Consider the following 12,038-nt stretch of genomic DNA (forward strand, 5'->3'; position numbering starts at 1 on the left):
TCCCCGGCGATCAGTCGCCCTGTACGGCGGCCTGCTCGGCGAAGGACCGCGCCAGCTCCGCGAGCCGGGCGGGATCCCGCTCGGCCCCCTTCTTGCACAGGAACCGGAGCAGGTCGAAGAAGGTGTCGTCGCCGTCGATGTTCCGGTCCAGCAGCATGGCGAGGGGACCGGGCTCGTCGTACGGCACCCGGCGTGAGGGGGAGCCGATCGAGGCATCCGCCTGCGAACCGATGACGGACGTCTCGGTCCGCGGCTCCGGTACGGGCTGCGGCCCCTCCGCCTCACCGGCGGCCGGCGCCGTCGAGACACCCGGGGCGGACGCGCCCGGCTCGGCGCCCCCTATTACGCCGTAATAGCCGTCGGACACCCCGGCCCGCCGCTCCGGCCCGGCACCCCCGTTCCGTTCCACCTGACCGGTCACCGCGGGCGCGCCCGGCTCGCCGTCTCCTATTACGGCGTAATAGCCCTCCGGCTCCCCCGGCTGCCGCGGGGCGGTGAACCTCGGGGCCTCGCTCTCCTCCGCCTTCTTCCGGCCGCGCCGGTCCTCCTCCTTCCGGGCCCGCTCCGCCTTGAGGTCCTGGAGTGCCGCCTCCTGCTCCGCGGCCGGCTTGTTGGCCACGGCACGCAGCAGATCGATGGGCTCTTCCCCGATACGGCTCTGCAGTTCGGGGGTCAGATTGAGCAGCGCGAGACGCTGCGACACCCAGCCCTGGGACCGGTGGAGCCGTTTGGACAGCGCGGTCTGGCTGCCGTGGATGGCCAGCAGGCGCCGCAGGGCCCGGGCCTCGTCGAGTTCCCCGAGGTCGCTCCGGTGGATGTTGGCGACCAGGGCGGACTCGAGGAGTTCCTCGGAGTTGGTGCCCTGGTCGTCGCTGACCATCACCTTGACGGCGGGCAGGTGCGCCTCGCGGGCAGCGGCGAGACGGCTGCTGCCGTCGATGACCACATGCGTGGTGTCGGGCTCGAGGTCGGCCTCACGCTCGGGGTTGGCCTTGACGTAGGCGTCGCGGTTCATCACCGTGATCGCCTGCTTCTGGCCGTGCGTCTTCAGGCTTCCCGCGAGATCGGTGAGGTCACCGAGACTGGAGCGGGGGTTGTCAGGGTTGAGGCTGATGCGATGCGGCGGAAGCTCGGTGGGCGGGGCGACCCCCTCGGTGGGCACCCCGGTGGCGGCGGCCACGGCCTGGCGGCGCGCACTCACGGACCGCACTCCCCCGCCGAACCGGCCGGCCCCCAGCTGATCGGCCTTGCTCATACGAGCTCCCGGGCCAGCGCGCGCATCCCGATCGCCTGCTGCGACTTGGGGGCGTAGGACAGCAGGGGCCGCTTCATCCGGACCGCTTCTTTCTGCTCTTTGAGATCGCCGATGAGCCCGACGACCCGGGGATCCTTTATGTCGACCCACCCCTGGAGCGAGGAGGTGGCGATGAAGCCGCGGCGCGAGTCGTAGAGGTTCACGACGATGCCGAGGTAGTCGATGTCGACCTGCAAGTCGCCGCGCAGGTCGTCGATCTGAGTGGTCAGCAGCTCATAGGCGTCCGCCGAGCTGTCCTCGGCCTGTACGACGATCAGTGCGCCGGACTGCCCGAGCATCTCACCGGGGCGCCGGCGGCCGTAGTACGCGGCGGCGTCCATGCTCAGACCGAGGCTGGGCGGGCAGTCGACGAGGATCACGTCGTAATCGGCCTCGAGCGGGGCGAGGGCGCGCTCCAGCGCCGCCTCCCTGGCGCGTACGGCGGAGAGCCGCACGTCGAGCAGGAAGGCGTCGTTGCAGGCGGGCAGCAGGTGGAGCCGGCCGCCGAAGGTCTCGTCGTCGACGGAGACGATGAGGTCGCGAAGGTCGCCCTTGGGGTCGCCCGCCATGTGATTGGTCAGGCTGTCGCCGTTCATGGGCAGGGGGGCGGCCCCGAGCTGGTTGGTGAGGTGGCACTGCGGGTCGAAGTCGACGAGCAGGACCCGCAGCCCGAGTCCCGGCAGGTTCTCCACGCTCAGCGGGTCATCGCCGCCGGGCACGTCCTCGGACTGGGTGTCGCTCGCGCGCAGGGCTTCGGTGAGCGCCTTGGCCACCCTGACGGCGTGCAGGCTGTCGGAGTCCTCGGCCAGCGCCTCGCCGAGGCCCGCCGTGATCGCCGTCTTGCCGACACCGCCCTTCTGGTTGCAGACGATGATGCGCCGGGTGATCTCGGGCCGCTCCACGTGCGGCGCGGGGTTGGAGTCGAGCCACAGCTGGACGGACTGTGCCAGGCCCTGGATCAGCGAGACACGGCGTTCCGCGGCGACCTGGCGGAACTCGTCCCACTGGCCGGGCGGCAGGAAGGTGGAGAACGAGTCGGCGCGTCCGGTGTCGATGGCCGGGGGAGTGGAGGCGAGCGTGCACCAGTCCCGGATGCCCTGCTCGACGGCCGCCTGGATCTCGATGCCGTGCTGGGCGGCTCTGACTTTGAGGTTCTGCCGGAGCCATCCCGGCAGCTTGGAGACGACCTTCTCGCGGTCGCTGGACGTGGCTGGCGAACTCATGGACGACACCTTACTAACGTTCAAGATCTTTGGAAGCATCGACACGTTAGTTGAAGCGTTTCTGAGGGGGTGCCAGGAGCCACCTCGGCGTCCGAGGGCTATTACGCCGTAATAGCCCGCTGCCACGCGCGCGACCCTCCGGAGCTATTACGGCGTAATAGCCCACGCGCAGCAGCCTCCTGCCCGCCGCAGAACTCTCCTGCCGTACCGCCGCGTCCGGGTGCGGCTCACAGACCACCCCCTTCGCTTCGGCCGTCGTGCTGCCCTCGGTTGTTTCTGGGGGGTTGGCTGGGCTGCGTGGTACCAGGGGCCTTCGCCGGCCCCTGGACCCCGCTGCCCCGTCGCTTCCCGGCGCGATTCCGTTTCGTCGTGGTGCAGGGCCGTGCGCGCCGGGAAACGACGGGTCGTGGGTGCGCCGAGCCGTGGTCGGGTGCGGCTGGACCGGGGGTCCGGTGCGGTGTCGGGCAGGCGGCCGTCCTGGGCGTCCTGTCGGGGGCTGAGGTCGGTTGGGTCCCGCCGTTTCGTGTCCAACCGCCCTCGCTATTACGCCGTAATAGCCCTCAGGTTCACCCGGTTGCACCGGGCCGGTTGCCGACCGACTACCCAAGTAAGAGAGCGCACCCCCCGAAGAGGGCGGTGACCTGCATAAACACCTCGAACAACCAAGACCGTGGGAACTGGCAGGCAGTTCGACCGATCGTGGACCACGATCCGCCGATCTGGGTACCCAGATCCCTCGGACGTACTGCCCGGTTCCTGCAGCAGCACCAGATTGACGTGACGTACATGAGTCGGGGGCCCGAGCCCGCCATGACCGCACGGCGAGACCCCTGACGGGACGGCAGCCGACACGGCCGACAGGCGGAGCTGATTGACTTCATGCTCATGTACGTTAAGTTCATCTGGTCGGCCTCGGAGCCGTCCCTCATGAACCACCAATCACCCCCCTTCCACGGAGGGCCCGTTGGGAGCAGTACGCAGACTGGTCGACGCCGACACCGGCGAGCCGATCCCCTATGCGCCGTACGCCTTCTCCGGCCGGCACACGCAGGTCGACAAGGCGCGAGTCGAGGCGATCACGGAGTCCAAGGCGTTCACGCCCAGTCAGAAGTTCCTTGTCCTGTGGTGGATCGGGGTCTCACCCGAGGGCATGGAACCCCTGCGAGCCACGGGAGCCGACATCGCCAAACGGGTGGGGATGTCCGCCGACGCCGTCGGAAAGATCAATAGGAAGCTGGCCAAACACCGCATCCTGGTCATCCGTGGACGCATCGGCAACTACAACTTCTACCGGATCAGCCCGTACATCGCCTTCCACGGCACGGGGATCGAGCAGCGTGAAGCAGTGAAGACCTGCAACCCGCCGGACATCCCCGGATTCGACGACAATGTTCCCGCACGGTGGGAGGTCCAGTGATCAGCAGCGACGACAAGCAGAAGAACCTCAAGCTGCTCGAGACGACAGCAGGCATGAGCGCCAACCAGCGTCTCGTCGTCATGCTGTACGCCCTGCACCCGACCGACCGGTCCGGCGCCGTCCTCGAGACCGCGGCCAACCTGGCCAAACTCGTCGGCATGGCCCCTCCCGTCTTCTCCCGCACCCGCAAGCAGGTCATCGAGGCCGGCTGGCTGGAGGAGACCGAGAGAATCGGTCACATCAAGTACTACCGCCTCGACCCCAAGCGCCTGGGCGAGAACGTCGTCGTCCCGCTGCGCCGCGCGACCTGACGTCCTGGGGAGCGCCCCTCATTGACGTCAGGTACATGAGGTGCGCTCCCCAGGACGTTCTCCTTCACCCTGACGCAAGGACGACGCCGCCATCGCGGCGGAGCTATTACGCCGTAATAGCTCCGCCGCCCTCGCAGCTGCGCACGCGACTGTCACTCGTCCGCCACCGTCCGTCGATCCGGCCCACGGTGCTCGCAGCCGCGGCGGCCTTCAGCGCGGAAGCACCCAGCCCGGCCTCCAGGTCCCGGCGGCGTCGTGGCCGGCCGCTGTGGCGGCGAGGTGGGCGCGGAGGGTGGCCAGCGCCGGGTGGGGGTTGTCGCGGTGCCACAGGAGCGAGTGCGGGTAGACGGGCGTCGGGTCGGTCACCGGGATGCGGCGCAGGCCGTGGCCGGCGGGCCAGACGAGGCGGGTGTCCCCGCCCATGAAGGTGGCCAGGGCCGGGGTGTCGGCGACCGTGTCGAGGAGCACGTCGGAGCCGAAGTTGGGGCCGGTCGCCTCGATGGTGAGACCGAACTCGGCGACGAGGTCGTCGTAGTAGGCGGCCCACTCGGTACCGGGGACGATGCCGGGCATCCAGATCCGGTGCCCGGCGAGCTGAGCGAGGGTCACCGACCGGGCACCGGCCAGCGCGTGGGCGGGCCCGGTGAGGAGCTGGAGCGGCTCGTCGAGCACCCGGACGGACGTGATGTCCTCGGGCAGGGGCCGGCCGGGCGCGGCGACGGCGCGGAAGGACGCGTCGATCGCACCGGACCGGAGGGCGGCGACGGCCGTCTCGATGTCGAACAGCATCACCACGTCGAGCTCGATCTCGGGGTGCGCGCGATGGAAGCCGCGCATCAGGCCCGTCGCCGCGCCGCGCGAAGAGATCACGTCGACGCGCAGCGGACGGCGGCCGGTGCGCACCGAGCCGACCGCGCGCTCGGCGACGCGCAGCAGCTCGCGCGCGTGGGGCAGGAACGCCTGCCCGTCGATGGTGAGCTCGGCGCCGCGCGGCGTGCGGGTGAACAGCCGCACGCCGAGGCTGCGTTCCAGCGCGGCGATGCGCTTGGAGACGGCCTGCTGGGTGATCGCCAGCTCGGCGGCGGCCTCCTGGAACTGCCCCGCATCGGCGGCGGCGACGAAGGTCCGGACGGCGTCGAGATCCACCCCGACACCCTAGGGCCACAACCACTGGTTGTGGCCGACGGCGCCACGGTTGTTTGATCCCTGGGTCTGGCGCTCGCTTTGATGCTTCCGGTGGCGGATCGGTTGTACCAGGGAGTGGCGAAGGGTGTCGGGCATGAAGAGCGGAAACCGGCTGGGACATCTGCTCGGACCTGTGCGCGGACACCGGCTGGGGCGCCGCTTCGGGTGGTTCTGGGCAGCGTACGGGACCAGCGCGCTCGGCACCTGGCTCGCCTTCGGCGCGTTCCCGCTGATCGCCATCCGGGTGCTGCACGCCGGCCCGGCCGAGGTCGCCGCGCTGTCCTCGGTGGGGGCCGCGGTGGGCGCGGCCGTGGCGGTGCCGCTCGGCCCGTGGGTGGAGTTCCGCCGCAAGCGGCCGGTGCTGATCGCGATGGACCTGGTGCGGTCCGCGGCGCTGCTGACGGTCCCCGCCGCATACGCGCTCGGCGTGCTCACCTTTCTCCAGCTCCTGCTGGTCTCGGCCGTCGTCGCGGCCGCCGACATCACCTTCCGCGCCGCCTCGGGCGCGTACCTGAAGACGCTGCTGCCGGCCGGGGACCTGCTCGTCGCCAATGCCCGGTTCGAGTCCACGACCTGGACGACCACGATCATCGGCCCCCCGCTGGGCGGCGCGGCGATCGGGCTCCTCGGCCCAGTGGCGACGGTGATGGCCGACGCGGTCAGCTACCTGCTCTCGGCCCTGGGCATCCGCGCGACGGGCGGGCACGAGCCACGGCCCGAGCACCGGGAGGCCGCGCGCATGCGGGCCGGCGACCTGCTCGACGGCTGGCGGTACATCCTCGCCGACAAGGCGCTGCGTCCGCTGTTCCTCAACTCCGCCCTCTTCAACGCCCTGGTGATGGCGACCCAGCCGCTGCTGGCGGTCCTGATGCTCGGCCGGCTCGGCTTCACCCCGTGGCAGTACGGCCTCGCCTTCGCCGCGCCCTCCATCGGCGGGCTGCTCGGTTCACGGCTGGCCCGGCCGCTGGTCACCCGGTTCGGGCAGCACCGGGTCCTGGTCGTGACCGGGGCACTGCGCGCGCTGTGGCCCGTCGGCCTGGCCTTCACCGGGCCCGGGACCGGAGGGCTGGGGCTGGTGATGGGCGTCGAGCTCGGGCTGATCTTCTGCTGCGGCGTCTTCAACCCCGTCTGCACCACCTACCGCCTCGAGCGCACCCCGACCGGCCGCGTCGCCCGCACCCTGTCCGCCTGGGCGGTGACGACCAAGGCCACGACCGCGCTCCTGACGGCTCTCTGGGGTGTGCTGGGCGGCCTGCTCGGCCCGCGTACGGCCATCGGCCTGGCCGGCGTGCTCCTGCTGGCGACCCCGCTGCTGCTTCCCCGTCGCGCGGCCGCGCTCTTTTCCGGTCGGGAGCCCGCCCCGAGCCGCGCCTGACGGGCCGATGCGGCCGTCACCCCGATCGACCGTCTGGCACACGAAGGGGCGGCGTACTCCGACGTGGTGTCGGTGTACGCCGCCCTGGGTGGAACGGGGTGCGGGAGGTGGCCCGCCTCGCCATGGCGTTACTTCGCGTCCTGGTTGAACTTCGAGGTCGACCACCGGTAGCCGAGCACCGCGAGGCCGAGGCACCACACCAGGGCGATCCACCAGTTGTTGCCGATGTGGGTGCCGAGGAGGAGTCCGCGCAGGGTCTCGATGGCGGGGGAGAAGGGCTGGTACCGGGCGATGGGCTGGAACCAGCCGGGCATGGAGTGCAGCGGCACGAAGGCGCTGGAGAGCAGCGGCAGCAGGATCAGCGGCATGGCGTTGTTGCTGGCGGCCTCGGCGTTCGGGCTGACCAGGCCCATGCCGACCGCGATCCAGGTGAGCGCCAGGGCGAACAGGACGATCAGTGCGAACGCCGCGAGCCACTCCAGGACGCCGGCACCGCTGGAGCGGAAGCCGATGGCCACGCCGACGGCGCCGACGAGGACCACGCTCATGACGGACTGCAGGACGCTGCCGATGACATGTCCGACGAGGATGGAGCCGCGGTGGATGGCCATGGTGCGGAAGCGGGCGATGATGCCCTCGCTCATGTCGGTGGAGACGGACACCGCGGTGCCGATCACGGTGGAGCCGATGGTCATCAGCAGGATGCCGGGCACGATGTAGGCGATGTACGCCGAGCGGCCCGCGCCGCCGCTCATCGCGTCGCCGAAGATGTAGACGAACAGCAACAGCAGCATGACCGGGGTGAGCAGCAGGTTCAGGGTGAGGGAGGGGTAGCGCCGGGCGTGCAGCAGGTTGCGGCGCAGCATGGTGGACGAGTCGCGCACGGCGAGGGAGAGCCGGGACGGGTGGGCGGGAAGCTGCACAGAGCTCATCGCAGGGTCTCCTTGGGCTGGTTCGGCCGGCTGGGCACGGTGCCGCTGTCGGTCAGGGCGAAGAACACGTCGTCGAGGTCGGGGGTGTGCACGGTCAGTTCGTCCGCCTCGATGCCGGCCGAGTCCAGCCAGTCGAGGATGGAGCGCAGCTCGCGCTGGGTGCCGTCACTGGGGATCTGCAGCGCCAGCGCCTCGTCGTCCCGGGTGACCTCGCGCAGCGCGGAGGCGGCGGAGCGGTAGGCGGCCGGGTCGGTGAAGCGGAGCCGTACATGCCCGCCGGGCACCAGCCGTTTCAGTTCGTCGGCGCTGCCCTCGGCGGCGATCCTGCCGTCGTGCAGGACGGCGATGCGGTCGGCGAGCTGGTCGGCCTCGTCCAGGTACTGGGTGGTGAGGAAGACGGTCGTACCGCCGGAGACCAGCTCGCGGATGATCTGCCACATGGTGTGGCGGGAGCGCGGGTCGAGGCCGGTGGTCGGCTCGTCGAGGAAGATGATCCGCGGGTCGCCGACCAGCGTCATGGCGATGTCGAGGCGGCGCTTCATGCCGCCGGAGTAGGTGGAGGCGGGCTTCCTCGCGGCCTCGACCAGGTCGAAGCGCTCCAGCAGACCGGCGACGACCTGCCGTCCCTCCCGGCGGGAGAGGTGGTGCAGGTCGGCCATCAGCAGCATGTTCTCCTCGCCGGTGATCAGCCCGTCCACGGCGGAGAACTGCCCGGTGACCCCGATCGTGGCACGCACGGCCTGGGCGGCGGTGGCGAGGTTGTGGCCGCCGACGTGCAGGTCGCCGGCGTCGGCGGTGATGAGGGTGGAGAGGATCTTGACGGCCGTGGTCTTGCCCGCACCGTTCGGGCCGAGCAGGGAGAAGATCGTCCCTTCCGGGACGGCCAGGTCGATGCCGTCGAGCACGACCTTGTCGCCGTAGGACTTGCGCAGCCCGTTCGCCGCGATGGCCAAAGTGCTCATGAGGGGTGCTCCTTCGGGGGGCGGCGGGTGGTCAGAGGCTGCGGGCGGTGATGTCGCCGTAGGAGGTGGTGGCGTGGATGGTCAGCTCGGGAGTGCCGTCGTTCCTGAGGGTGTTGCTGACGCGGCCGTAGCTGGTGCCCGCGTCCAGGGAGGCGGAGACGCCGCGGGCGGCGCCGACCGTGATGTCGCCCTTCTCGGTGCGCAGCGTCGCCGTACCGCGCACGGCCTCGGCGATGTCGATGTCACCCCTCTGGGTACGGATCTCCGCCGGGCCGTTCAGGCGGCCGACCGAGACGTCGCCGTCGTGGGCGGTGAGGCGGGCGCTCGCGGTCTCGTCGAGCTTGACCGAGCGGTAGCCGCCCGCGAAGTCGACGTCGCCGAGCCGTCCGACGCCGCGGAACTCGGCGGCTCCGGCCTTCGCCTCGACCCGGGAGCCGGCGGGCAGCTTGACGGTGACGTCGACGGAGCCGGAGGGCCCGAGGAGCCGGTTGGTGACCTCCGGGGCCTCGATGCGCAGCACACCGTCGCCGTAGCCGACCCTCATCGCCTCGGCCGCCTTCACGTCGCGGTTCTTGGACGGGTTGGCGGGCCGTACCTCGACCGTGGTGTCGGTCCGGTCGGCGGCGATGACCTGGATGCGTCCGGCGGGGATGTCGAGGACGGCGGAGATCGGGGTGGGGGTGTCGAACTTCTGCATCGTGCGCTCCTTCGGTTCGTCGTTTCCGATGTGGAAAACGCTACGTTGCATTCAAGATTGTGGCAACACTGATGTTGCGTGTAGAGGGAGTCATTGCAGCTCAAGGCCGGTAAATCGTTGCAACGGAATTGCAGAGTAATGCAACAGTCCTCATCGATTCGTTGCAATGAATTGAAGCTGAACGCTCTGGTGGAGCCCGACGCCCACCAGGAAGCCCACGCCGCGTGCCACAAACCCGCTCCCGCTTCGGCCGTCGTGCTGCCCTCGGTTGTTTCTGGGGGGTTGGCTGGGCTGCGTGGTACCAGGGGCCTTCGCCGGCCCCTGGACCCCGCTGCCCCGTCGCTTCCCGGCGCGATTCCGTTTCGTCGTGGCGCGGGCCGTGCGCGCCGGGAAACGACGGGTACGTGTGCCGGGCGCGGGACTCGGTGGGACCTTGGGTCCCGTTCGGTCCCGCACGCAAAATGCCTGTTCAGAGGCCTTCTCTTCGCATGAACGGGACTGACGGGACTGACACTGCAAGTTATGCCGATCAGGCGCGCGCGTATGCGCCCGCGTACGTATTTCTGTAGTACTGCACGCGATATGCAGCTCATATATGGAACCTTGAGTCCCGTCAGTCCCGTAGTGCGCGCCTGAGACCCTCTGACCTGCTCTTTTGTGTGCGGGACTGAAACGGGACCGAAGCGGTGCCCGGTCCCGGCCGGTTCTGTCGCCCACCACCGGGTCCACGCTGCGCGGGGCTGACGGGACTGAAGATTCGACACGCGGATGCCGAGTGTGTTGTCACGACCGGGTGTGCGCTAGCCTCTGATCACAAGCGGAAACTTCAGTCCCGTCAGTCCCGTTGGTCCCGCCTCTGAGCCGGGGTGGCGGCGCGACGGACACGACGCCTGTGGGGCTGATGCCTCAGCCGAAGAAGATCAGCTAGGACAAGGACTCTCCAGTGCCCGGCCAGTTTGCGGCAGGCTCGTCAGGACCTCGCGGTGTCCGTCGCGATGGAGGTACTCACGAGCGCCGCAGCCGTACCGGTCCTGCTTCTTCTACTGGCGTTCTCCACCCCGGCTTTCACAAGGGACGCTCATGAGCAGTGCCGAGTCGGCACGCCTCGACGTTGCGGCCGCCACCGAACAGATCCTCCAGACCAGACTCGACCTCGGCCTGCCCGCAGACCAGGCGATGGTGCCCGCGCAGGCGGGAAGCGAGGCAACCCGACGAGTCGCTCCAGCAGGCCAGTTGCCGGACGAACTGACCGACCGGGGCAACGCCAAGCTGTTCGCGCGCCTGTACAGCGATCGCTTCCGGCACGTGGAAGGCCTGGGCTGGTACTCCTGGGACCAGTACCGGTGGAAACGCACCGGCGGTGAGAAGGGCGCGATGTGGGCGGCCGGTGACATGGCCGAGCAGATGCCGCGCACCGACCCGCACGGCACCTTCAGCGACCGTGAGCTGGCCGCGCACCGGCGTCGTACTCAGTCCACCGCGGGCGTGAAGGCGCTGCTCCAGCAGGCGCAGGCTGCCCCGGGACTCAGCCTCGACCCGGACTCCATGGACGGGGACATGTACGCCCTGTGCACTCCGGGCGGCGTTGTCGATCTGCGGACCGGTGAGCTGCGCAAGCCCGACCCGCTGGCGGACATGCACTCGCGCGCCACCACGGTCGGACCGGAGGACATGCCCTTGCCCCGGTGGCGCAGCTTCCTGCGTGACACCTTCGGCGACGACGCCAAGGGCCGGGAGACGATCGCGTTCCTGCACCTGCTGCTCGGCTACTCCGTCACCGGGGACGTGGGTGCCCAGATCCTGCCTTTCCTCTACGGGTCGGGCGCCAACGGCAAGTCCGTGCTGCTGGAGGTGATGATGCAGGTCCTCGGGGACTACGCCAATGCCGCTCCGCCCGGATTCCTGATGGAGAAGGGGAAGTTCACCGAGCACAGCACCGAGCTGACCGAACTGCACGGCCGGCGCATCGTCGTGTGTTCCGAACTCAAGCCGAACGACAAGTTCAACGAGGCCCGAGTCAAGCTGTTGACGGGCGGGGACACCATCACCGCCCGCCGCATGCGCCAGGACTTCTTCACCTTCCGGCCCACCCACAAGCTGTGGCTCCTGGGGAACCACCGGCCCGAAGTGGGCACCGGCGGCTACGCGTTCTGGCGCCGCATGAGGATCATCCCCTTCGAGCGGAAGGTCCCTGACGAACTCAAGATCGACAACCTGGCGCAGGAACTGGTCCGCGACGAAGGCCCGGGCATCCTGCACTGGCTCATCCAGGGTGCCCAGAAGTACCTCGCCACCAGGGACCCGCTCCATGGACCGGCCAGCGTACGGCTGGCCACCGAGGCCTACGAGAAGACCGAGGACCACATCGGCCGGTTCATCGCCGAGCGCTGCACCAAGGGGGAGGGCGGGCAGCCCAACCCCGAACTGCGCGTCGAGCAGAAACTCCTCTACGAAACCTACGGCCGATGGTGCTCGGACGAAGGGCTCCGCCCGGCCACCAGCCGCGCCTTCGCCAGCCGCATCCGCCAGGAACTCGGCCTGGCCTCCCCAGCCGAGATGATCAAGAACAATGACCGCAAGCTCTACCCCGGCCTGGCCCTCCTCGCCGACGCCGGGACAGAGCCCGGCGCATGACGCCCCGG

The 12,038-nt window shown here is 69.8% G+C and carries 10 protein-coding genes; 4 read left to right on the top strand and 6 right to left on the bottom strand.

The genetic code is table 11. The annotated features are described in order from the left end of the window. Positions 1-10: 10 nt before the first annotated feature. On the bottom strand, positions 11-1,255 hold the full coding sequence (locus tag FB563_RS41725) for a ParB/RepB/Spo0J family partition protein (RefSeq protein ID WP_055708118.1): 1,245 nt from the start codon (positions 1,253-1,255) through the stop codon (positions 11-13). Continuing rightward, positions 1,252-2,517, bottom strand: coding sequence for a ParA family protein (locus FB563_RS41730; RefSeq protein WP_055708117.1), 1,266 nt, complete (start codon positions 2,515-2,517; stop codon positions 1,252-1,254). The genes FB563_RS41725 and FB563_RS41730 overlap by 4 nt, the downstream gene beginning before the upstream one ends. A 964-nt stretch (positions 2,518-3,481) precedes the next feature. Between FB563_RS41730 and FB563_RS41735 the strand changes: the two genes are divergently transcribed. Both FB563_RS41735 and FB563_RS41740 read left to right on the top strand, forming a co-directional pair. Then, on the top strand, positions 3,482-3,934 hold the full coding sequence (locus FB563_RS41735) for a MarR family transcriptional regulator (protein ID WP_055708116.1): 453 nt from the start codon (positions 3,482-3,484) through the stop codon (positions 3,932-3,934). Next, the gene (locus tag FB563_RS41740; protein ID WP_055708120.1) at positions 3,934-4,245 is read left to right on the top strand and encodes a cyclic nucleotide-binding domain-containing protein; all 312 of its coding nucleotides are present in this window, start codon (positions 3,934-3,936) and stop codon (positions 4,243-4,245) included. Before FB563_RS41735 ends, FB563_RS41740 begins: the two co-directional genes overlap by 1 nt. A 210-nt stretch (positions 4,246-4,455) precedes the next feature. Here FB563_RS41740 and FB563_RS41745 read toward each other — a convergent pair whose 3' ends face one another. Then, entirely contained in the window at positions 4,456-5,391 is a 936-nt protein-coding gene (locus FB563_RS41745) for a LysR family transcriptional regulator (protein ID WP_055708115.1), read from the bottom strand. Positions 5,392-5,524: 133 nt separating this feature from the next. Between FB563_RS41745 and FB563_RS41750 the strand changes: the two genes are divergently transcribed. Then, positions 5,525-6,805, top strand: a complete 1,281-nt coding sequence (locus tag FB563_RS41750; RefSeq protein ID WP_055708114.1) for an MFS transporter — start codon at positions 5,525-5,527, stop codon at positions 6,803-6,805. 128 nt (positions 6,806-6,933) lie between these two features. Here the strand turns inward: FB563_RS41750 and FB563_RS41755 are convergent, their stop codons facing one another. Genes FB563_RS41755 through FB563_RS41765 form a run of 3 tightly spaced genes read right to left on the bottom strand, consistent with a single transcriptional unit; the run spans position 6,934 to position 9,396 of the window. Then, positions 6,934-7,737: an ABC transporter permease gene (locus tag FB563_RS41755; RefSeq protein WP_055708113.1), complete on the bottom strand. Its 804-nt coding sequence runs from the start codon at positions 7,735-7,737 to the stop codon at positions 6,934-6,936. After that, entirely contained in the window at positions 7,734-8,699 is a 966-nt protein-coding gene (locus FB563_RS41760) for an ATP-binding cassette domain-containing protein (RefSeq protein WP_142219285.1), read from the bottom strand. Before FB563_RS41760 ends, FB563_RS41755 begins: the two co-directional genes overlap by 4 nt. Before the next feature lie 31 nt (positions 8,700-8,730). Then, entirely contained in the window at positions 8,731-9,396 is a 666-nt protein-coding gene (locus FB563_RS41765; RefSeq protein WP_055705857.1) for a DUF4097 family beta strand repeat-containing protein, read from the bottom strand. Positions 9,397-10,476: 1,080 nt separating this feature from the next. On the opposite strand from FB563_RS41765, the gene FB563_RS41770 reads away from it, so the two are divergent. After that, complete coding sequence (locus FB563_RS41770; RefSeq protein ID WP_055705856.1) at positions 10,477-12,030, top strand: DNA primase family protein; 1,554 nt, start codon at positions 10,477-10,479, stop codon at positions 12,028-12,030. Positions 12,031-12,038: the final 8 nt, after the last annotated feature.

The organism is Streptomyces puniciscabiei, from assembly GCF_006715785.1.
GTDB classification, from domain to species: domain Bacteria; phylum Actinomycetota; class Actinomycetes; order Streptomycetales; family Streptomycetaceae; genus Streptomyces; species Streptomyces puniciscabiei.